Genomic DNA, 23,294 nt, shown 5'->3' with positions numbered 1-23,294 from the left:
CGCACTTAAGTGGGGTTTTAGCGATAAAATTTCAGCGTAAAATTTTACCTATAACGGTGACATTAAATTTTGAAATTTCACGTTCAAATTTTACTAGACAAAATTCTATAGATGCTTAGTCTGTATGCGCACAGCGATGTACAAACCTATAAAATTTAAAAGATAAAATTCCGCCGCGTGAAATTTCACGGCGCAGAATTCTGTCTAAACCGCCGCGCAAAATTTCAGGGCGACGCGACAGTATTTTAAAATATAATGGAATTTCAAAGCGCGACAAAATTTTAGAGTATGACGACTTGTCAAGACATAATGAAATTTCAAAGCATAGCGGCAATTCACACTACAAAGCATCGTGCGGCGAAATTTTATAATCCGCTCCGCAAAATTTCGCGGTAAAATTTCGCTTTTAAATTTTAAATTCCTCACGCCTTCCATCCACCGCACACCCTAATTTAGTTAAATTTACAGCCCGAAACGACGGCGGGCTAAGCTCAAAAAGCTAGCCAAGTTTAAAAAGCGAACTAAGGCTTTAAACGGCGATCTAAGCTTAAAATTTGCAAAATCATAGTAAGCTTAGCCCATTTTTTACAAAGGTCTGAAATTTGAAAAGCATAATTTTAACGCTAGCGATCCTGGCGGTCGGATTTTATTTTTACTCGATAAATTTTATGGTCACGGTGCTGGCGATCAGCTTCCTCATCTTTTTCCATGAGCTGGGGCATTTTTTGGCGGCGCAGGCGCTGGGCGTGGGGGTGAACGTCTTTAGCGTGGGCTTCGGCGAAAAGGTCTTTACTAAGCGTATCGGCGCTACGCAGTACGCCATCAGCGCGATCCCTCTGGGGGGCTACGTGAGCCTTAAGGGGCAGGAGGATCTGGATCCCGCCGCAGCAAGCGCGGACCCCGACAGCTACAACTCCAAAGGCCCGATCGCGCGCATAATCATACTTTTTGCGGGGCCGTTTTTTAACCTGCTGCTTGCGTTTTTAATCTACATAGCGCTGGGCTACATCGGCGTCGAAAAGCTAGCGCCGAAGGTCGGCAAAATCTCGCCAAATTCCGCCGCGGCAAGCGCAGGGCTAATGCTAAACGATGAAATTTTATCGATCGATGGCAAACAGATCCGCGAGTGGGACGACATCTCAAAGCAAGTAACCGCAGCACCTCTAAGCTTGGAAATTTTACGCGGCGGCGAGCGACTGAGCCTGCAGCTCACGCCAAAGCTCGGCGAGAAAAAAACCATCTGGCGCGAGAGCATCAGAGTGCCGCTCATCGGCATTTCGCCCGATTACAACGCGACCGTGACGCTGTATCACAAGGGCGCAAGCTCGCTTAGCTTCGCATGGGATCAGACGGTGGAGGCATCAAAGCTCATCTTGGTAGGTCTTGAAAAGCTCGCTAGCGGCGTCGTTTCGCCTAAGGAGATGGGCGGCATCGTCGCCATTACGGACATCACCTCAAAGGCGGTCGATTACGGCGCGGCGGTCTTGCTCGCGCTCGTGGCGCTCATATCGGTAAATTTAGGGCTCATCAACCTCTTTCCGATCCCCGCGCTCGACGGCGGACACATCGCGTTCAATCTCTTTGAGCTTATCTTTCGTCGCCCGGTGCCAAAGCGGGTATTCGTGGGTGCTAGCTACGTAGGCATGGGGATTTTGGCGCTTTTGATGATATTTACGGTACTGAATGATTTTGCTAGAATTTTGGGATTTTACAAATGAGACTGGATGAAATTTTAAAGCGCATTGAGGCTGCGAAAGCAGGCGCGGGCGAAGTGCAGCTAGTCGCAGTAAGCAAAAACGTAGGCACGGATGATGTGCGCGGGCTGTATTCGCAAGGGCAGATCGCGTTTGGCGAAAACAGAGTGCAGGAGCTAAAGCGCAAAAGCGAGACGTTGCGCGAGCTGCCGCTAAAGTGGCACTTCATCGGCACGCTGCAAAGCAACAAAATCAATCAGCTCATCGCTCTGCGCCCGACGCTGTGGCAGAGCTGCAACTCCTATAAACTCGCGCTTGCCGTGAATAAGCGGCTAACTTATCCGCTAGATACGCTGCTGGAGATCAACGCCGCGGGCGAGAGCTCCAAAACTGGGCTCGATAAAAATCGCGCGGTGGAGGAGTTTTTGCGCATCAAGCAGGAGTGCAAAAATCTAAATTTAATCGGCGTGATGAGCATCGGAGCGCACGCTAGCGAGCCAGCGCAGATCGCGCGAAGCTTCGAGGCGACACGCGAAATCTTTGACGCACTCGTGCCGCACGGCGCGCAGATCTGCTCGATGGGGATGAGCGATGATTTCGAGCTCGCGATCAAATGCGGCTCGAACATGATCCGCCTAGGTAGAATTTTATACGCCTAGGTCCCGAGGGACGAGCCTTAGCGCGCGAGCAAATTTTATACCGCTTATTATACGGCGCGCTTAATTTGCCGCGTGAGCTAAATCGGGCGCGTAACTTGAAATTTAGCGCAATGCTTGATTTTACGCGCCGCTTAAAAATTTAGCGCGTTATTGAAATTTTACGCAGCGCAACAACGCAACATCAAATTTTAAACCTAGATAAAAATTTATTCGCAACGACGCAAATTTCAAAAACGCAACGATATAAAATTCTAAGCGCGATCCGTATAAAGACGGAATTTTAAAAGATGAAATTTCAAAGTAGCGGCAGCTGGCATACGTCGCGCGCACGCTCGTGCAGGGAGCGAAAGTGATCTTTATGGACGAGCCTACCAACGGGCTGGACTTCGGCAATCAGATCAAGCTACTCGAGATGATAAAAGCTCTAGGCGACGAGGGCTACACCTTCGTGCAGACGACGCACTACCCGCGGCATGCGAAGTTCGTTTCAAGCTTGACGCTGTTTATAAAAGACGGCGAAATTTTAGCCTTCGGCGAGAGCGAAAAGCTCATAAACGCCGAAAATATCGATAAAATTTACAGCATAAACTACGAAAGATACGAGGATAGGTTGTAAGTGTCAAACAATTTTTTATTTCTACATCTAAAATTTGGAATATTGATAAATTTATATACCGATTATTTTTAATATATGTTATACTTTCTAATAATATTTTTATAAAGTAAAATTTTTGTTTTATTATTTAATGAAGTACCAAATTATTATACATAAGGAGAAAAAATGGGAAATGTTGATTATTCGCAGCTTATTATTGAGAAATTAATAATACACGATATACCCAAGCATAAGAAAAATGAGGAAGGCGCCCCATACTATAGTGAAAATGAAAGTATTATTACTGATGGATTAAGGGTATTCTTTCAAAACAAGGTCAAATCCGCACTGAATGGCAATCAAGCTTTTAAAGTTTGCTTTAAAACAGAGGTAAGGTCTTCCGTGCCGACATGCACACAAGAAATACTAAATACAGATAATGAATTTATACAATTATCTAAAGATATTGCTATAAATTTATTCAATATCCAAAAGGGTACTAATTCGGCCGGAGTCCTTCTTGTAATAAGAGGCAAAATACAAGATAAGACTGTTTGCATAATATTAAAATTAGAAAAAGATAAAGGAGCACAACTTGTCTTAAATGCAGCCACAAGGACTTTTGATGTTGAAGAAATTCAAAATCTAATGCTTACAAACAAGACAAAGATATTTAAAGTAGCCCTATTTATTAGACGTGATGATTTTCAAATAGACTATGATGGGTTATTAATGGATTATCAAATAAATATAAAAGATAAAAAGGGCACAAATTCATTTTTTCTCGATTTTATAGGGTGTCGTCCTTATGCCGATCCCAAAATAACAACAAAAAATTTCTATAATTATACTAGAGCTTTTATTGATAGTATTCCTGATGATTTAGCTCGTACAAAATATATACAGGATCTAAATTCATATTTGCAAAAAAATCAAAATATGATAAATCCACGCGAATTTGCAGAAGAGTATATGTCGGAAACGGATCACAAAAATCAATACGAACAATATCTGCGGGATAAAGGATTTGCTCTTGAAGCATATACAAAAGATAACACTTTAATAAATTCTCATATAAAGAAAATAATATTAGAATTTAGTAATGGTATATCAATATTGGGAAACAAAGGCTCTTTTGAAGAAAAAGTAAAACTAAAACGGAGTAAAAAAACCAATATAATTACAGCTACAATAAAATCTAAAATTAAAAATATAAAATAATGATTAATGCAATACAAATAGCAAAACAGTGGAAAAATGACGAACCAAAATTAAGAGCTTTAGGTCAGAAAGTTATTGATTTTTTAAAAGAAAGGCTATATAAAGAAGAATTATATGCTGAAATTTCTTTTAGAGTAAAAGAGATACAAAGCATAATAAAAAAGATACAAAAAAAATCAAAAATCAAAAAAACATATAGTTATAATGATTTAACCGATAAGTTAGGGATTAGAATTATTTGCCCTTTCTTATCTGATTTAGATATTGTTGATAAAATTTTAAAAGAAATATTTATAATAAAAAAAGAGGAGAAAAAGAAAGATAGTATAGATTTTAATAAGCTTGATTATCAGTCGAATCATTACGATGTCTTAATTAAGCCAAATTTAATCGATTGTAACGATTGTAGCTTTATATTTGAAATACAAGTCCGTACAATGAATCAACATGCATGGGCTAATTCTGCGCATATTTTATATTATAAGCAAGACATTGCATTGTCAGACGAAATGAAACATAAAATATATCGATTATTATCGTTATATGAGATTGCGGATGAGGAATTTGGAAAAGTAAATGAATACTTAAAATCATGCAAAAATGATCTTGTATATGTTTTACTTAAAAAATTAGAAGGTAAAATTTATAAATATGCATTATCTGATTTTGATAGAGAGCTATCCATTGAACAAATGCGTGCAATATTAAATTTCTTTAATAAAGAAGATCAAGAAAAAATAAATTCCGAAATAGAATCTTTTATTTCTAATAACGATATAAAGCTGCAACATATTTTTGATGAAAATCGGAATCGATACGCAGAACTTCCACTTCTCACACAACCAGAAATATTTGTTATATTTTGGGGATTGACCAATAATAGATTTCATTCGATTCAAGATAACTGGTGTTTTGATGATGACGAATTAGAATTAATACAAACTTTGTGGGGTACAAGATCATGATAGATATAATTAACTGTAATTTAGATTGTTTTTCTTTGCATTTAATTGGTAGTGAAGTTGAAAATGACGGTATTTTATTTTCATCATCTATAGCAAACATTGATAACGATCTTCTCCGTATATCTTTATTAAGATATTTCCTCACCCCCTTTACCTCCGAAGATTATTACCGCTTTCACCATGAAAGCGATTTGAGCCTAAACGAAGCGTATTCATATGTATCAAAAATTTTTAAAAATAAAGACCTGCTTTACGAACAGTCCATAAATTTAGCCAAGCATCTCTACGAACAAAGCACTCACCCTAAAATCAAGGGCGGCGAGTTTTATACCGTTTATTTTAAAGATTGTATTTTAGATGGGGAAACGCTTGATGCGATCGGTTTATTTAAGTCCGAAAATAAAGATACTTTTTTAAAGGTAATACGGCAAAATGGAAATTTTAACTTAGAAAGCCAAAAGGGCATAAATATAAAAAAGCTTGATAAAGGCTGCTTAATATTTAATAAAGAGCAAGAAAGCGGCTATGTGGTAGCTGTCGTGGATAATGCGGGCAGAGGCACCGAAGCTCAGTATTGGATAAATGATTTTTTACATGTGCGTAAACGAAAGGACGGGTATGCCAATACTCAAAATTTTATGTCTTTCACAAAGAAATTTATAACTGAAAAATTACCCAAAGACATTGAAATTTCAAAAGTGGATCAAATCGAATTGTTAAATAAATCGATACAATTCTTTAAAGTCAATGATTTGTTTAATATTGATGATTTTGATAATGAGGTTATGGCTGAGCCGAATTTGATCAAAAAATTTCATCATTACAAAAAAGAATACGAAGAACAAAGCGACACTCTCATCGACGATAAATTTACGATTTCCGAAGCCGCTCGTAAAAAACAACAACGTTTATATAAGCGCGTGATTCATTTAGATAAAAAAATACAAATAGTCATCGATGGCAACCGCCAAAATATCGAGCAAGGCGCAGATAAAAAAGGTAAATTCTATAAAATTTATTATGACGAAGAGTGTTAGTATGGCAGTGAGAATTACGCAGATAAATCTGCGCTGCGCGGCTTCAATAGAATTTAACTCGTTTGTTATTCGTTCGACCTCCTCCCGCTTATTTAACTCATTTAAGAGATAAGCTGCCACTGGAGCATAAATTGCGTTCAAATTTGGTACAGACAAAGAAGCAAAATGAGTCCTCGTGAGATATTTTTAAACGGCTGCAATGAGATTGCGGCAAATTTTACGGACTTCAAGCCCACGCAAAAGGGGCAAAAACTAACGAAGCTCGCAAGCGATAAGGAGATTTCGTTTGAAATTTATTTTAGTTCCAGCATGCGCAACTACGCCGGCAGCGTAAGCATCCTGCCGCAGATCGCGATCTACTGCAAGCGCCTAAAAAAGCTGATGCAAGAGGAGCTGCCCTACTCGACCGACCTTGTTTTCGTATCGTATCTGAGCTATCTCACGCCGCGCAGGCAGTTTCGCGACTGGCAGCTCGCGGGCGCTAGCTTTGAGCTCAGCGTGCGGGAGATTAGCGCGGCTATCAAGGACTACGCGTTGCCTATTTTTGAGCTTTTTGAGGATAAACAAAAGGCGGTAGAGTTTATGATGCGGCATGGGGCTAAATTTAACAAAAATCTAAGCGCCTTCGATCTGCGCCCGATCTACTTTGTATATTATTTCGGCGGCAAGGACGCGACGGAGGCGTTTTTCAACATCTGCCTAAGTGATTGCACCTACAAAGGGCGATTTTATAAGCTTTACGAGGAGCTTGCAAACGGCGCGGAGGCGGATTTTAGCAGGAGTTTGTTTTGGGGCGATACGGAGGCGAAATTTGCATTTATAAAAGGACTTAAATTTTAAATGGCTGAAGCTTTAATTCAAATTTTAATCGTAATTTTTAGCGTCTTGCTCCTGGGCGGGATTATTTGGACGCTTTTTTGCCGCAACCCTCGCAAGCTTAGCCCGCGCGAGCTTGCCGCGATAGATGGGATAAGCGAAGCAAGCGCGGTAAAAAGGCTTTCCGTGCGACCGTTTCTGTTTTGGCTGGAGCGGTTTTTTATCTCGTGCGAGAGCCTTTGGTTTGATCAGGATTTTATCTACGTTTTTGATGGACAGAAGCTCGCGGCGAGGTATAAATTTGAGCAAATTTTAGAGCTTGAAGTCACAAAAATACGGATAAATCATGCTAGGATTTGGCGGATCCGCTTTGCAGGCGGCGCGAGCGAACTTGAACGCAGCAGCGCGGACAAACCCGAGCAAGACGGCGCGAGCGAGTATAAATTTGTGCCCGCCGCTTCGATTTTTACGCCGAACTTTAAAGAATTTTTGCAAATTTTACGCGAGAAAAACCGCAGTGCGATCAAGACGGAGCCGAGATTTTGGGAGACCGTTTAGCGCGGCAGAATTTTACAAAACAGATTTGCAAAAAATATAGAAAAGGTGCGGAGTTTTTGAGCAAGATCACTGCAAAGGTGGAAGCTGCATGCAAAACAGCAAGAGGCAACAAATAGATAAGGGGGCAAAATGAAACGTTGGAGTAAACTTGCAAAACAGCTTTACGAGCTCGTGGATGAAAACATTGATTTTAAGCTCCACTGCACGGTTTATCGGATGCAAAGCAGGCGCGGCAGCACGGATTTGCCGCGATATTTTATCACGCTTGCGGACGAGATTATTTTTGATTACCCGAAGGATTTCGTGCTAAAAAGCGGCGGCGTAAAAAGCCTAGCACGGAGCGCTCTAACGAAAATTTATCCGTATGGTAACGACATAAGCGACATCGGCGAGCTTATACGCGAATATATCGACACGCCCAAAGGGGAGCTGTTTAAAAAACACTTTGATGCCGATGAATGGGGGCTTGCAAATATTCTAAAGGCCGCCGACAAACGCATCGGTAAAAGAAGGCTGCAAATTTTAGCCAAAAACAAGAAAAATCAAGCAATGCAAAAGGTGATAGCGGCTAGATTGGAGGCTTTACAATAAATCCAAGCAGCGATTTAAATGCGGAGCGAACAAGTGCGGGCGACAGACTAAAAATTTTGATTTATGCACGGACTTTTAAAATTTAACTGCAATCGTTCGATAAAAATTTAAAGAATTTCGAGCATATAAAATACGCAGGGGTTGGCTTGCCTTAGTATTTCTCGCCGGGCGGTTTGAAATTTTAGGCGGGTTTGGGGCGGCGCATAAATTTACGTTAAAATTTAATGAAAAACCGGTGCGATCTGCCCGATAAATTCAGGAAAGGATAATGATGATTTTAGCTTCAAACTACGATGAGATCGGCTTTAACGCGCTTTATAAGGCGCAAAAAGCAAAAAGCTCATTCGGCAAAAAACTGGCCGAGCATTGGGACAAAAAGGCGCCTAGCTTCAACGAAGGCGTGATGAAAAGCGCCTACGCGCGCGAGTTTATAGACAAGGTCGATTTTATTGGCGTCTCCACGCTGCTTGATTTCGCATGCGGCGCAGGCGCGCTAAGCATCGCCGCAGCGGACAAGATGGAGCGGATCTACGGCTTTGACTTTTCGCCTAAGATGCTCGAGTTTGCCGAGAAAAACGCTCAAGCTTACGGCGCAAAAAAATATAAAATTTGCACAAAAAGCCTTTGAGGACGACTGGTCGGATGTGCCTGCGTGCGATCTCGTTTTTGCTTCACGCTGCCTTGAGGTGGACGATCTAAAAACTGCACTTAATAAGCTTCTTTCAAAGACCAAAAAATCGCTTTACATCACGTTTAAGGTGGGCGGCAGCTTCGTAGATGATGAGATTTTGGACGCGATAGGGCGCGAAGTGGAGCAAAAGCCCGACTTCGTCTATCTTTTAAATATCTTGTTTCAAATGGGCTATTTGCCGAGCCTAAGCTATATCAAAGCCCAGTGCCATGACGGCGGAGCGAAAAGTGCAGAGGAGTTTGTGCAAAAGACGCGCTGGATGCTAGGCGGCGAGCTAAACGAAGCGGAGGAAGCGCGGCTAGCGGAGTATTTTAACAGCGGCAAATACGAGCCAAAGCGAGATTTTATGCACTGGGCGTTCGTGCGGGTGGATAAGGCAAATAGAGCCTAAATTTAAAGCATATGTCTAAACTTGCTCATAAATTTGAGCAAGTTTAGTGCTCTTTATGCTCCTGCCACCTTTGCTCCTCAAGGTCGATGTGGTATAAAAACGTCCTAATCACCTCTTCGTCGATCTTTGGGTCTTTGTTGAGCTCACAAAGTGCCTTTCTTTGCTCCTCTAAAATTTCAAAATAGGTCTGCCTGACCTTGTCGCTGATCTCAAAATTTTCACTCTCAAGCTTAAAATTCCAAACTTCTTTGAGTTTCTGAAACAAAAAATTCTCCTCATTGCAAAATTTCTCGCTTTGAAATTTAAGCGAAGCCTCGGCAAGCGCCTTTTCGATCTTGATCCTTGCAAGTTCATTTGGCATATGGTCGTTAAAGTCTGGAAATTTCACACTTTTTATGAGCAGTGGCAAGCTTAAGCCCTGAACTACGAGCGTTAGCAATATCACTACGAAGGTGATAAACAAGATAAGGTCTCTGTGCGGAAAGGGCTCGCTACCGGCCATGGCAGGGATAGAAAGTGCCGCAGCCAGCGAGACTACGCCCCTCATGCCAGCCCAGCCAACGATAAACGGCGTCGCTTTACCTGGATTGCGATCGTCCGCCACGTTGATAAAACGCTTCATAAACATCGTGATATAAACAGCTCCGTATGATGCCAAAAGCCTAATGACGATGAGCACGGCAGTGACCAAAACGCCGTAAAAGATCGCCTCAAAGAGCGAGACACCGCTACGCTTTAGCCCTGCTAAAATTTCAGGCAGATCAAGGCCGATCAAGGTAAAAGCAAGGCCGTTTAGCAAGAAAATGAAGTTGTTCCAAATGGGCACAGCGTGGATCCTTGTTGAAGCGGTGAAAATTTCATTTCTTTTAGTTGAGAGATAAAGTCCGCCACAAACCACCGCCAAAACGCCGCTAGCACCTAGCTCCTCAGCCAAGATATACATGATATAAGGCGTCGTGATCGTCATTATCGTGTCGCTGTTTTCGTCAGTTGGCAAAATTTTATGTAAAAAATAAGCTACAAATGCCACCACAAGACCTGCCAAAACGCCACCAGCCACCATCCATAAAAAGGTCGTTGCCGCCTTGTACCAGACAAACTGCCCGGTCGTCACTGCAACTGCGGCAAAGCGAAAGATGATGAGCGAGGTGACGTCATTTAAAAGGCTCTCGCCCTCTAAAATAGCGCTGATCCTGCGTGGGGCTTTGACAAATTTAAGGATAGCTGCCGTGCTCACCGCATCTGGTGGCGAGACGATGGCTCCTAGCATGAAGCCAAGGGCGAGCGAGAAGCCGGGGATCACTAAATTTGCTATCACGGCAACAGCTGCTGCGCTGATAAAAACGACGATAAATGCAAAACTTCCGATCATTCGGCGCCATTTGTAGAGCTCTTTTAGCGAGTTTGCCCACGCAGCCTCATAAAGAAGTGGCGGCAAAAATATGATGAAAATAAGCTCGGGATCGATCTTAATGCTTGGCAAATTTGGCACAAAGCTAATGGCAAGCCCACCAAGGACCAAAAGCACAGGATAGGCGACGTTTAGGCGATTTGAGACCATCACTAAAGCGATGATGATAGCTAGCAAAGCCAAAAATAGCAGTAAGTGTTCAATCATCTTTTTCCTTTAAATTTATTTTTTGTTGATGCCTAGGCTATCTTTTATGCCAAAGCTATCAACTAGGCATATTTTAACCAAATTTGCGATAGATTTTCTTGAAATTTGGGTATTTTCGTTTTTAAATTTCTCCCCTTTTGCCCAGCTCGTGACCTCGTAGTCTATCTCGTTGGCACTACTAAACCACTGCGGACGTATCAGCGTGTAGTCAAGAGCTTAGTTTTCTATGATCTTGACTGAGTCTATGTAGGGGCTTTGAGCGCGCCTATAACGTAGCCGCCAAGGTTTCCGCTAGCGTCTAAGGATAAAATTTTCATACCTATCCTCAGCACTAAGTGAATTTAATAGATTTAAAAAATGGCGGGGAGAGATTCTAACTCTCGGCGAGTTGCCCCGCACACGCATTTCAGGCGTGCTCCTTAAACCGCTCGGACGTCTACCTAGGATTGGGGCGAAATTATATCTTGATTTGCTTAATGTTTAGCTTTTATAGCTTTAGTCCCAAGATAACGGCATATTTGTACTCATTATCCATCAGGCAATGCTAGGCGGCTCGCCCCATTTTTCAAAGCCAAATTTCAAAAATAGCCCAAGACTTGCTCTGCTTTGGCAAAAAATTTGCCGAGCATTGGAGCAAAAAGGTGCCCAGCTTCAACGATGGCTTGTTAAAACTAGCTACGCGAATGAATTTATAATCAAGGTTGATTTTGGTGGCGGCAAATATAAACCGAGGCAAGGATTTATGCACTGGGCGTTCGTGCGGGTGAATAAAACAGATGAGCTTTAGCTTGGTTGCCTTATTTTATGAATGGAGCAGGATAAATTTTGAAGCTAAATTTAGCTAGAAAAGAAGCGTAAATTTAGCCTGCCAAAAATTTTATCGATTAAATTGCGAGAGCCGGTAAGTATTCGCTTTTAAAATTTAATGTGAAATCCGGGATCGCTTGTCTGTTAAAAAAGAAGCAAGCCAAAAAGCTCGCTTCATTAAATTTAAAACGCTACGGAGTAAAAAAGCAAAATTTGAGCTAAAATAATCGAGAAAGGCGGTAAAAATGCAAAAAGACAAAATTCCTGCGGACATCAGCCAAATTTCGCAAGAAATTTTAAAAAGCTACGATAGATTTCGCTTTTGTAGATATCTATTTTTCGGGACGCTTTTGACCTTCCTGATTTATATCGTCGTGTTTCTTACGTTTGTACATAATGCGCTCATAATGTCGTTTTTATGCATGCTCGCGCTATCTGCGATAAATATACTCGTCTGCCTAAACAGGCTGAAGTATAGAAAATACGCCCTGCTTTTATTTAGCGATGCAGATAAGGCCTTTATGCTTATATGGATACATGTGGCTGCGATATTTTACGTCCTTTATGCTTTGGTCGGATTTTATTTACAGATAAAATATCACATAGACTGGGATACACGTCGGATTATACCCGCTATTTTTATCGCTATTCCGGTGGCGATAATAACATATAACGCAAATCCGGAATTTGACGCCGATGAAACCGTGTATCTACCGGCACCAAAATCGCAGACAAAAATTAGCGGAGCGGTCGCTGATAAAATTTCCGGCGAGCAGAATTTTAACAAAACAAACGGCAAGGCGCAAGCTACCCAAGATGAAGCCGCTAAATTTGAGCAAAAATTTAATGACGCGAGCCTTGAAACAGAATCTATCCAAAGCAAAGAGGAAGCGCTAGAGTACGGCAAAGCTCTAGCACGAATTGCAAAAAATTTAAAGCAAAAATATCAACTTCACCGTTTGATCAGATTTGCTTTCGCGAGTTTTGCGACAACGGTTTTTTTGATTTTATTTTTACCAAATTCGTACGAATTACACTGGGCGTTTATAGTTAGCGCCGTTTGCACGATTATATTTTTCTTTTCAAAGCGCAGATACAGCAAACTTTTCGTAGAAAATCCCGAAAAAAGCAATACGATTTTCGCGATAGAAAATTTTGCGATTGTGACGCTAGTTTTGTATCTCCCACTCTCGGAATTGCTCTTTTCTCAAGGACGAAGTTACGATAATATGGCTCTGATTCTTGGGTATCTGTATTTGCCGATAGCTCCGATATTGTTTATAACGACCATCGTTTGTCTAGCACGCAATTTAAGCGTTTATAAAGAGATAAAAGAGTGAAATTAGTAAAATTTAAACGAATTTTTAAATAACTTTATCGCGCGAATATACTTCATCAGCTCCTTGTCGGAGTATCCCTTTGCTGTGAAATGACAGCTTAAATTTAGAATTTAAATCAATCCAAAGCAGAGCACTTTGCGTCTTTAAATTTGCAAGCCCACCATTTAAATATATCTATTTATCTACGTTCATCAAAACGCTTTAAATTAGCTGAGTATAGAAGTAAGAAAATAAAGAGCGTGGAGATTTTAGGCATAGCAAATGCGTTTAAATTTGATCTTAAACGCTCAAGGCTACTGCGTTAGCTTGCATTTCAGCGCCTCTTGTAAAAGCGCATTGGCTACTACTCTCTCCTTTTTTATGAATATAAAATTTTCGCCGTATTCGCTCTGCAGCTCGCTTTGTGGATCGGCGCCCGTATGCATCACTATGATATTTGCTTTTAGATTGGAGCCGTTTAGCATCTTAGCGACGATGTCGAGCTTTTGCTGATTTGCGATCGTTAGGATGATGACCGACGCTTCGCGCGCATGAAGCTCGTCGATTGCGGTTTTTTGCATTATATTTACAAAATATATATTCTCTCCGCGCGATTTGCCCAGATCTACAAGCTCTAAATCGCTCTCGGCGACTACGTATAGTAGCCCCTGATCTTTAAGGCGCAGCACCACTTCCTGCCCTATCCTGCCGTAGCCTGCTACAATGATGTGATTTTTCATCGGCGGGATTTGAGTTTTATGCTCCTCATCCTCGAGCTTTTCAACCTTGGACTCGAAACGGTTGGCGATTTTGTTTAAATTTTTAAGGATAAACGGCGTTAAAATCATCGTCGCGGTTACGACTGTAATTAAAATTTGCCCGTTTTCCTTACTTAGCATATCGCGGCTCATCAGTAGCGAAAAGATCGCAAGCGCAAACTCACCTATCTGGCATAGCGACAGCGCCGCTTTTAGCGCTATCCTTTTGCCGGTCGAGAGAAATAAGATCGCGTAAATCACAACCGTTTTAAGCGCCATTATAACGATAATAGCGAGCAGGATTAGCCCATAGTGCGAGACGATGACTTCAAAATTTATCTGCATGCCAATCGTGATAAAAAAAAGCCCCAGCAGTATGTCCCGAAACGGCGTCAGATCGGCCTCTATCTCGTGTTTATACTCGGTTTCTGCGATTAGCATGCCCGCGATAAACGCACCTAGCGTATATGAAAAACCAAAAACATGCGCCAAAAAGCTAGCCCCCACGACGGTAAAAAGGATGGTCGCGATGAAAATTTCTTTAGAATTTGTCCTTACGACGTAGTAGAGGAAGCGGTTAAAAGCAAATTTACCGAGCACGAAAAGGATCACCACCACTATGGCGGCGCTTACGGCGGTTTTTAAGATTAGATAGTTCACGGGGGTATTGTCGGTCGAGCCGAATATGTCAATCATCAGCAAAATAGGGATGACGGCGAGGTCTTGAAAGAGCAGGATGCCAAGCACCTTGCGCCCGTAGTTTTGGTTGATTTCGCCTGTTTCGTTGAGCGTTTTTAGCACGATCGCTGTCGAACTAAGCGCGAGCGCAAGCCCGATAATCATCACGGTTTTTATGTTTCCGCCGAAAGCTTGATCGATGATGAGCGCTAGAATAATACCGGTGCCGAGTACTTGGAGTATGCCATTAAAAAACACGTCCTTTTTCATACTCATCAGGTGATGGAAGCTAAACTCAAGCCCGATGGTAAACATCAAAAAGACGATGCCAAATTCCGCCAGCTCAGACATATGGGCGTTTTCGACACTGCTTAAGCTATAGATCTGCGAAAAGCACACGCCCGCGACGATATAGCCGATGATGGTGGGAATTTCAAAAATTTTAAAGACGATATTTAGCACTATCGCAAGCGCCGTGATCGCAAGAAATAGCTCTATAACAAGCTCCATTAACTCCCTTTTTTGTAAGATTATGCATAAAATTTAGCGCTAAATTTATTGTCAAATTTTACATTATGCGACCATTTACCGGAGGCGATAATCGATGAAATTCTATCTTTTCATATAAATTTACGGGTAAATTTTATAATGTGATTTTACTAAAATCCCGCTTAAAAATAGAGAAATTATGTCGCACTTTATCGCTAAATTTAGAGGCTCGCGACAAAATTTTAAAGCCTAACACGGCTTGGAATTTTAAATTTTAAAGCTAAATTATATCAAGGCGACTTTTAAATTTAATTGTAAGAAAATTTACCTGGGTTTGTTTGGCGCAACTTTAAATTTAACGCGCTCACAAATCCGCTCTGAAAGTCAAAATTTATCGCTTTAATCTACGCTTAAGAGGCGATCTTGCTTTTTGATAGCATTAAAATTTCAGCTTGTAGCACCAGGATCTCGATTTTTGTTAAGCTTTAAAATCTTTATCTTGCAGACCCTAGTCTATCTCTCCGCCAAGCTCTAAAATTCTAGCCCGCAGCTCCTCGATCTCGCGCTCATACTCGGCGATCCTTTCTTGCAGGCGAAAGATCACGTCCACGCCCGCAAGATTGACGCCGAGTTCCTTTGTAAGGTTTAAAATCATGCGTATGCGATCCATATCATGCGCCGAGTACAGGCGCATCTTACCCTCCGTACGTCCCGGACTCACGAGCCCTTCGCGCTCGTATTGCCGCAGCGTCTGTGGATGGATATCTAGGACCTTCGAAACTATCGATATGAGATAAACCGGCTCATCGTAATCATGCATTTTGATGCCTCCTTATAGCTTTTGCAGCGCGGCTTTGACGTCCTCGCCCAGCGAATCAACGTCGGGCAAAACGACATTTACCACCGCGTATAAATCGCCTAAAATTTTACTCTTGCGGTTTTGCACGCCATAGCCTTTTAAGCGGTATTTCTGCCCGTTTTTGGTATTCTTTGCAATCTTTATCGTTGCGCTTTTGCTCGGCGTCGAAATTTCTACTTTTCCGCCAAACATCGCCGTTTTCAAAGGCACGTCAATCTTTTTGAAAAGATCGTCGCCTTCGCGGCTATACTCGGCACTTGGCGCGATTTTTATCTCTAAAATCAGATCTCCGCTTTGAGCGCCTGATTTTTGTCCCTTGCCCCTGATGCGCAGCTTCTCGCCCGCATTTATACCCGCGGGCACTTTAAATTTAACAGTCTCACCGCCCACGCGCACGCTCATCTCGCCGCCTTGTATCGCGGTCTCAAAAGGAATTTCAATCGAGCTGTGCGTATCTAGGCTCTGTGTGCCGCCAAATCCGCCGCCGAAACTGCTGCCGCTAAAGCCACTAAAACCCTCGCCGCCACCAAAAGAGCTGAAACTAAATCCGCCACGTGAGCCTGCGCTTTTTGCGCCGAAAGAGCCGCCGAAAATGCTATTTAGGATGTCGTTTAGATCGCCCATGTTTGCCGAGCCCTGCGCGAAATCGTGGAAATTCTGCCCGCCGAACATCTCGTCGCCATGGCGGTCATACTGCGCCCGCTTTTTCTCGTCGCTTAAAATTTCATACGCAGCGTTGATCTCTTTAAATTTATCCTCGGCTCCCGGCTCTTTATTGATATCCGGGTGATATTTGCGAGCCAGCCTGCGGTAAGCTTTTTTAATCTCCTCGGCGCTTGCTGATTTATCCACGCCTAAGGTTTCGTATAAACTGCTTGTGCTTGCCATTTTAATCCTTAAAATCTTAAAATTTATGTAGATTATATCATAAAACTTTAGTGAGTGTCAATCAAGTTTGCTAAATTCTATTTATAAATTTTAATTTTGCGTTAAGAATATATTAGCGGACAAAATTTATAATTCCGCCAAAATTTCATTATCACAAAGGAAGCAAAAATGAAAAAATCGATCATCATATCGATAGCTTTAGTAGGTGCGCTTTTTGGCGCCAGTATCGACATTAAAGAAGCTCCAAGCAATTATGAGCGCGTAAATCCGGGCTTTAATCAAGACGTGGTGCTTTCGTATCACAGCTCACTTGCGGACGTAAAAAAATCCGTCGTCAATATCGCAACTAAAACCAAGATTAAAGCAGGCAATAGCCCGATGTCACAGATGTTTGACGATCCGTTTTTTAAGCAATTTTTCGACTTTGACATTCCGCAGCAGCAGGAGCGCGAGGGAAGCTCACTAGGCTCTGGTGTCATCATCTCCGAAGACGGCTATATTGTCACAAATAATCACGTAATAGAAAACGCCGACGAAATCGTAGTTACGCTATTAGAAGGCGATAAGGAATATAAAGCCAAGGTGATCGGCACCGACCCTAAAACCGACCTTGCAATTATTAAAATCGACGAAAAAAATCTCTCTGCGGTTAAATTTGCAGACTCGTCCAAGGCTATGGAGGGCGATATCGTCTTTGCTATCGGAAATCCTTTCGGCGTGGGCGGCACCATCACTCAAGGCATAATCTCGGCGCTAAATAAAAACAATATCGGGCTAAATCAATATGAAAATTTCATCCAAACCGACGCTTCGATCAATCCGGGCAACTCAGGCGGTGCACTAGTGGATAGTCGCGGCGCGCTTTTGGGAATAAATTCCGCTATTTTAAGTCGCGGCGGCGGAAATAACGGCGTAGGCTTTGCGATCCCTTCAAATATGGTAAAAGAGATCGCCGAAAAGCTCATCACAAACGGCAAGATCGAGCGTGGCTTTATAGGCGTTACGATCTCAGATATGTCTAAAGATCAAAAAGAGCTCTATGAAAGCAAAGAGGGCGCGCTAATCTCAAGCGTCGAAAAAGACATGCCTGCCGATAAAGCAGGCATCAAGCGCGGCGATTTGATTACCAAAATAAACGGCAAATCTATCAAAAACGCTAACGAGCTAAAAAATTTGATCGGCTCTATGGCTCCAGGAAGCTCAGTGGATGTAGAATTTGAACGCGACGGCAAAAGCAAGAGTACGACTATCAAGCTAGACGCGATGAAATCCGACTCCACCACCTTAGGCTCAGCCGGCGAGGACTCAAAAAGCGCAATAGAGGGGCTAAAGCTAAGGACGTTAAATGACAGCTTGCGCCGCAAATATAACCTCGACGACGATGTCTCGGGTGCCCTCGTCTTAAGCGTCAAAGATGGCTCAAAAGCCGATGATTACGGCTTTGAGGTAGGCGACGTGATCATCCAAGTCGGTCAAAATGACGTTAAAAGCTCAGACGACTTTGATCGTTATATCAAAGATTATAAGGGCAAAAAGACCCTAGTCTGGGTTATCAGACGCGGAATTCCGCAAGGTCTTGTAATCCGCTAAGCTTGATCGCTAAGCCTTTAGCTGCGAGAAACGCGCAAACGTTAAAATTTAACCGCGGCAAGCCTGGACAAAGCATTAGCGGAGCTTGCGGATAAGCTAGCAGAAGCTTTTGAGATTTTGGACTTTCTGGAAAGCGGAATTTCTAGCTTTCGAGCGCAAAAGATACACATAAACTATAAAAATGGGCTTTTGGCGAACATTAAAAGCTGCCGAAAGCCCTCTGCTATTTTAAAGCACCTCCGCTGAAAGCCCCGATTTCGCTTGAAATTCTTAGAATTTTGCTTTTGTTTTCACTTAGAATTTTTAAAATTTAACCCTTCGCGCCGCTACTTTATCGTTTTTTCGACTCACCTGGAACTGCTTTAAAATTTTAAACGACATACCGTAGAATCATGTGCTTCTAGCCTAGAATTACTTCAAATTTTAATCCCTCTCATATATATTACTTCGCTTTAAATTCCACAAATCCAAATTTTAGAAAATTTGTGCCCTACCCCATTTCTTGATATCAGAAACTACTGCCTCTTGATTCTAATGCTTTTCTCGCAGCGACGCTTCTTGGGAATCCTGCCGGCTAAATTTTAAGGTCGGAATTTTAAAATTCCATCATTTTGTAATCGTAATTTTTCATTTAAGCTTTGATAACAAAAATAAGCTGAAATTTTACTTTATTATCGAAAACGTTACATCGCGATACCCATTTTTTCGCGTTAAGCTACCTTTCGTTAGAAATTGTATTAAATTTATTGTAAATAGGTATTTTTATAGTATAATGGATAGTTTTTATTTTTTACAAAGGATTACAACTATGAAAGAGATCAAAATCCCAATTATCTCAGGTCTGAGCATCGCTGCTACGCTAGCATTGCTGCCTATACAGGTCTTAGCCAAAGATGGGCAGGTAACCGTTACTACAGACGGCCATCCAGGTAACTTTTACCATTCATCAGGTAAAAATTTCTCAGGTGGCTTTGAAAGCTCCACAAATGCTCACGGTAAAAACGACAATAATATCGTAACGATAACTGGCGTTGATAGCGGCGGTCAAGCTATGTGGGATTATACGATTTATGGTGGAGGTAACGGAGACGGTACTCCTACAACCCCACCTTTTTATTATAAGCAAACTAGCGCAGCCGAAAATAATACGCTTAATGTTTACAGCGGCGCTACGGTGGCGATACTTGTGGGCGGCGAAGGAAAAGGTGCGAAAAATAATACTGTCAACTTGATTAACGCAGATGTGAATAATGTCGTGCTTGGTGGTAACGGTACGTGGTACGGTCAAGCAGATAGCAGTGGAGATGCTATCCACAATATTGTAAATATTAGCGGTTCTACGCAAGTTAAATATAATAATTTCATAAATTTCAATAGCACATCGGTAATGGGTGGTAGAGCAACAGGCACAAATAAAGCCAATAATAATGAAGTAAATATTAAGGGAACACCTACTATCAATGGTAGAATTGCTGGTGCTGCGGTAGAAAACGGCGATGCAGACAGCAATAAAGTAGATATCAACGCTATTGTAAATTTAGCAAATGTAAGTGGAGTAATAGCCTCAAAAGACAGCACCGCCACTTTACAAAATAATATCGTCACTATCAATAACGATGGTGCTGTAGTTACCGATGTTTTAGTCGCTAATGGTACGGGCGGTGGTATTGGCGGCCCAGGCGGCAAAGCAACAGCTAAAAATAATCATGGTAAGCTGATAAAAGGTACAGTAGGAAATATCAACGGCGCGTATATGGTTAGCAAAACCGAAAAAAATCATTCTACTATCGAGGGTGGCCATGTAACTAACTACGTATACGGAAGTTATTATAGAAACGATGCCCATGATCTTAAATCTAATAGCAAAGGCGATTATGTTACCATTAGTGGTGGTACCGTTGACAAGGCAACTTTTGGTGCTTTTACATATTATGGCGATATAGATGGAGCTCATGTAGATATGAGTGGTGGTAAAGTCGTGGGCACGAATGTTGCTGGCGATGACGGAGTATTTGGTGGGCTTAGCTATGACGGCACTGTTAATAATAGCTATTTAGACCTAACAGGCGGCGAGATAAGCGGTGATGCAATCGGCGGAAGAAGCAACAATAAAGATGTCGCACATAACTACGCAAAAATTAATGGTGGTGCAAAAATAGGCGGAAGATTGATCGGTGGAGAAAGTCGCGGCGGAACGGTTACTAATAGTTATTTAGATCTGACCGGCGGCGAGATCGGTGGAGATTCAATCGGTAGCTTAGGCTCTACAGGTGCAGTTGGTGGTAAGATAATAGCCAGCGGAACAAAATTTAATGGAAACGTAATAGGTGGCAAAAGCTCTAGCGGCAACGTAACTGGAAGTAGAGTCACGCTAACCAATGTCACAGCCAGTAAGAATGTAATCGGAGGCGAAGCCCAAAGCGGTAATACCGATGATAATCAAGTAAGCCTAATAGGCAGTAGCGTCAGTGGCGATGTATACGGCTCAAAAGCTAGCGGCTCTGCGACAAACAGCGTCGTAAATCTAAGTGGTGCACAAGTCGCCGGTAATGTCTACGCAGCACACGCAGCAAACGGCAGCGATAATAAGGTAAATTTCTATAGCGGTAGTGTAACAAAAACCATCTATGGTCTATCTAGCGCAGGTAGTACAAATAACACATTAAACGTATATAACGCCTCTACTCAAAAAACTGCAGGCGATATTAAGAATTTCAATACTCTTAACTTCGACGGAATTTCAAGCGCTAACGGCAGTGCTGCAACTGCAGCTTTAAATTTAAATGCGGGCTCAACTACCAATATTAATAACGCCAAATTCCAATTAGATGGCACTGATTATAATGTAGATACTTACGCGATAGGCGACGGCGAGAAGCGCTATCTGATCCATAATGAAAACGGATTTACCGGTTTTGACGAAACGCAAACGACCAAGCGCACTGATAATGTATTTACGATCAAAAACGCCACTACCTACTCGATGAATTTAAAGGGTCTAATGAAAGATGATGACGGAAAATCCATCGTAATCCAAGGTAAAAAGAAAACAGACCGCACTATCGATGGAGCATTTGATAACGGCGAGGTTGGTAAATACTCCGGTCCTGCGGGCGATCCTACTATCGACGTAGGTGAAGATCCAAATGCACCGCAGAATTTCGGCGGGCTAGATATCGATACGAATAACGTTCCTAACGCTACGATAAATCTAGTAAGCGGTGATGATATCGGCGAGATAAGAGCCAATAGCGACGATACGATAAACGTAGGTAAAGATAGCAACAATCCACTAGTACCTGGTAAAATTACAGCTAAAAATATATCTGGTGCAGGTAAGCTAAATTTCAACGTTCCGGACGGTTTTTCAGGCAGCGATACTGCGTTAACCTTGACAGATGGTAATCCTACCGATCTAAGCGGTACTAAAATTAGCGTAAATTCTGATAAGTTAGCCGATAATACGCAATATACGCTAATCAATAAAACAAATGGAACGATCAATCAGCTTGATCGCACTATCCAAAAAGATCAAATCTATACTATCAAGAACGCAAACGAATATAGCTTCGTAGGAGAAAGCTATAAAACCGACGCAAGCCACAAAAAGCTACAATATTCGAAAGGCACACAGACTAGAAACTGGGATGGGGAATTCGACTATGGCGAAACTGAACTCAATAAACAAAATAATGCAGATAATAACGGTCACTCACTTGATAGGAATAAAAACAATACTGTCATCATTGATGCCAATGCGGGCGATCTAAATGGTAAAAAAATTTACGGCGGAAGCACTGCAGCGGGCGATACCTTAGATATCCACGACAATACGGTAGAGATCAATGGCGGAACAAATATCGGCGATGTCATCGCAGGTAATAACGCTAGCTCAAGCGGTAAAGTCAGCAATAACGTTATAAATTTCAATGCAGGCACATTATCGGGCAAGCTCTATGGTTCTGACGATGCATCTAACGCAAGAGGCAATAATAGTGGCAACACTCTTAACGTAAATAATGCTTCCACCCAAAAAACAGCAGGCGATATTAAGAATTTCAATGCTCTTAACTTCAACGGAATTTCGGATGCTAACGGCAATGCTGCAACCGCTGCTTTAAATTTAACTACTAATGCCGACACTGATATCAATAACGCTAAATTTAAACTAAACGGCGAAGAGTATGACATAGATAAAGATACCTATGGCTCACTTAATATCGAAGAGGGTAAAGAGTATTATCTAGTCCATAATGCAGGCAATACCTTTTCGAATTTTACCGAGAAGGCGAAGCAAACAACCAATGAGTTTACTCTTAAAAATTCTACCTCTTACGACATAATGTTAAAAGGTTTGATCCAAAGCAGCGACGATCAGTCTATCTTGATCCAGGGAAACAAGCTAACCGGCAGAAAAATTTCCAATGACGGCAAATTTGACGGTGGAGAGATCAATAAATACGGAAATATTCCAAATCCTGTCATAAATGTAGTAAGCGACGATCCTTCTCATCCTACGAATTTTAACGGCTTAGATATTGATGGCGGCAATAACTCGACCGTAAATTTAATCAGCGGCGATAATATCGGCAATATCTCGGGCGGCAACGGAAGCAAACTCAACGTAGGTAAAGATACTTCTAATCCCGCGGCTCCTAATTCAATCACTGCTAAGAATATCAGCGGATTTGACGATATCGATATCTTTATGCCACCTACCGTTAAAGACGGCGATTCGATGATCAAGCTAACCGATCCTACTGCCAATACAGATCTAAGTAATATGCGCGGTAAGATCACTGCTTATGTTAGCGGCAATACGGACGTAGGCGATACCAGCACGATCCATCTAATAGATAAACAAGGAAGCGGACGATTACTTCTTCCTAACGCAGATCACTTGCAGACCAAGGTTCAACAAGGCGCTACCATAGATTATGAAACATATGCGATGGTAGATGCAAACGGAAGAGCGCTAGATCTTAAATTTAGCGGTAAAAGAAAGGTCAAGGACGATACCAAATCCTTCGCAGAAACCAGAGCTGCAAGCTTAGCTAGCTTAAAGAGCGG

19 protein-coding genes are annotated in these 23,294 nt (G+C 41.9%); 14 read left to right on the top strand and 5 right to left on the bottom strand.

Annotated elements, in window-relative coordinates; translation table 11 throughout:
- Positions 1-602 precede the first annotated feature (602 nt).
- From rseP to Q0323_RS00935, 11 genes are all read left to right on the top strand, one after another.
- Positions 603-1,718, top strand: a complete 1,116-nt coding sequence (rseP, locus tag Q0323_RS00985) for an RIP metalloprotease RseP (protein WP_298050628.1) — start codon at positions 603-605, stop codon at positions 1,716-1,718.
- A complete protein-coding gene (locus Q0323_RS00980; RefSeq protein ID WP_298050626.1) occupies positions 1,715-2,353 on the top strand; it encodes a YggS family pyridoxal phosphate-dependent enzyme in 639 nt (212 codons plus the stop codon). The genes rseP and Q0323_RS00980 overlap by 4 nt, the downstream gene beginning before the upstream one ends.
- Before the next feature lie 349 nt (positions 2,354-2,702).
- A complete protein-coding gene (locus Q0323_RS00975; RefSeq protein WP_298050625.1) occupies positions 2,703-2,969 on the top strand; it encodes an ABC transporter ATP-binding protein in 267 nt (88 codons plus the stop codon).
- A gap of 165 nt (positions 2,970-3,134) precedes the next feature.
- Positions 3,135-4,169, top strand: coding sequence for a nucleoid-associated protein (locus tag Q0323_RS00970; RefSeq protein ID WP_298050624.1), 1,035 nt, complete (start codon positions 3,135-3,137; stop codon positions 4,167-4,169).
- On the top strand, positions 4,169-5,134 hold the full coding sequence (locus tag Q0323_RS00965) for a RelA/SpoT domain-containing protein (RefSeq protein ID WP_298050622.1): 966 nt from the start codon (positions 4,169-4,171) through the stop codon (positions 5,132-5,134). Before Q0323_RS00970 ends, Q0323_RS00965 begins: the two co-directional genes overlap by 1 nt.
- A complete protein-coding gene (locus Q0323_RS00960) occupies positions 5,131-6,171 on the top strand; it encodes a nucleoid-associated protein (RefSeq protein ID WP_298050620.1) in 1,041 nt (346 codons plus the stop codon). Before Q0323_RS00965 ends, Q0323_RS00960 begins: the two co-directional genes overlap by 4 nt.
- A 165-nt stretch (positions 6,172-6,336) precedes the next feature.
- On the top strand, positions 6,337-7,011 hold the full coding sequence (locus Q0323_RS00955; protein ID WP_298050619.1) for a hypothetical protein: 675 nt from the start codon (positions 6,337-6,339) through the stop codon (positions 7,009-7,011).
- Positions 7,012-7,545, top strand: coding sequence for a hypothetical protein (locus tag Q0323_RS00950; protein WP_298050617.1), 534 nt, complete (start codon positions 7,012-7,014; stop codon positions 7,543-7,545).
- Positions 7,546-7,674: 129 nt separating this feature from the next.
- Positions 7,675-8,136 carry a hypothetical protein gene (locus tag Q0323_RS00945; RefSeq protein WP_298050616.1) on the top strand — a complete coding sequence of 154 codons (462 nt, stop codon included), beginning with the start codon at positions 7,675-7,677 and terminating at the stop codon, positions 8,134-8,136.
- A 268-nt stretch (positions 8,137-8,404) separates the two neighbouring features.
- Positions 8,405-8,764: a class I SAM-dependent methyltransferase gene (locus tag Q0323_RS00940; RefSeq protein ID WP_298050614.1), complete on the top strand. Its 360-nt coding sequence runs from the start codon at positions 8,405-8,407 to the stop codon at positions 8,762-8,764.
- Positions 8,700-9,218 (top strand): hypothetical protein, encoded by a 519-nt coding sequence (locus Q0323_RS00935; RefSeq protein ID WP_298050612.1) that lies wholly within the window; start codon positions 8,700-8,702, stop codon positions 9,216-9,218. Before Q0323_RS00940 ends, Q0323_RS00935 begins: the two co-directional genes overlap by 65 nt.
- Before the next feature lie 43 nt (positions 9,219-9,261).
- Here Q0323_RS00935 and Q0323_RS00930 read toward each other — a convergent pair whose 3' ends face one another.
- Together Q0323_RS00930 and Q0323_RS11255 are read right to left on the bottom strand one after the other, a co-directional pair.
- Positions 9,262-10,836 (bottom strand): Na+/H+ antiporter, encoded by a 1,575-nt coding sequence (locus Q0323_RS00930; protein ID WP_298050610.1) that lies wholly within the window; start codon positions 10,834-10,836, stop codon positions 9,262-9,264.
- A 15-nt stretch (positions 10,837-10,851) separates the two neighbouring features.
- A complete protein-coding gene (locus Q0323_RS11255) occupies positions 10,852-11,037 on the bottom strand; it encodes a hypothetical protein (RefSeq protein WP_298987334.1) in 186 nt (61 codons plus the stop codon).
- An 851-nt stretch (positions 11,038-11,888) separates the two neighbouring features.
- Here Q0323_RS11255 and Q0323_RS00925 point away from each other — a divergent pair.
- Entirely contained in the window at positions 11,889-12,983 is a 1,095-nt protein-coding gene (locus tag Q0323_RS00925) for a hypothetical protein (protein ID WP_298050608.1), read from the top strand.
- Between the two features lie 293 nt (positions 12,984-13,276).
- On the opposite strand, the gene Q0323_RS00920 is transcribed toward Q0323_RS00925, so the two are convergent.
- The 3 genes from Q0323_RS00920 to Q0323_RS00910 all read right to left on the bottom strand — a co-directional run bounded on the left by Q0323_RS00920 (position 13,277) and on the right by Q0323_RS00910 (position 16,634).
- Complete coding sequence (locus Q0323_RS00920; RefSeq protein ID WP_298050607.1) at positions 13,277-14,908, bottom strand: cation:proton antiporter; 1,632 nt, start codon at positions 14,906-14,908, stop codon at positions 13,277-13,279.
- 487 nt (positions 14,909-15,395) lie between these two features.
- Entirely contained in the window at positions 15,396-15,707 is a 312-nt protein-coding gene (locus tag Q0323_RS00915; protein WP_298050605.1) for a helix-turn-helix transcriptional regulator, read from the bottom strand.
- Between the two features lie 12 nt (positions 15,708-15,719).
- Entirely contained in the window at positions 15,720-16,634 is a 915-nt protein-coding gene (locus Q0323_RS00910) for a DnaJ C-terminal domain-containing protein (RefSeq protein ID WP_298050603.1), read from the bottom strand.
- Positions 16,635-16,802: 168 nt separating this feature from the next.
- On the opposite strand from Q0323_RS00910, the gene Q0323_RS00905 reads away from it, so the two are divergent.
- A complete protein-coding gene (locus Q0323_RS00905) occupies positions 16,803-18,224 on the top strand; it encodes a Do family serine endopeptidase (RefSeq protein WP_298050601.1) in 1,422 nt (473 codons plus the stop codon).
- 808 nt (positions 18,225-19,032) lie between these two features.
- Positions 19,033-23,294, top strand: a 4,262-nt coding sequence (locus Q0323_RS00900; RefSeq protein WP_298050599.1) for a hypothetical protein, incomplete at its 3' end; no start/stop codon positions are given.

The organism is uncultured Campylobacter sp. (assembly GCF_938030145.1).
Taxonomy (GTDB): Bacteria; Campylobacterota; Campylobacteria; order Campylobacterales; family Campylobacteraceae; genus Campylobacter_B.
This window is presented reverse-complemented; position numbering and strand designations above follow the sequence as displayed.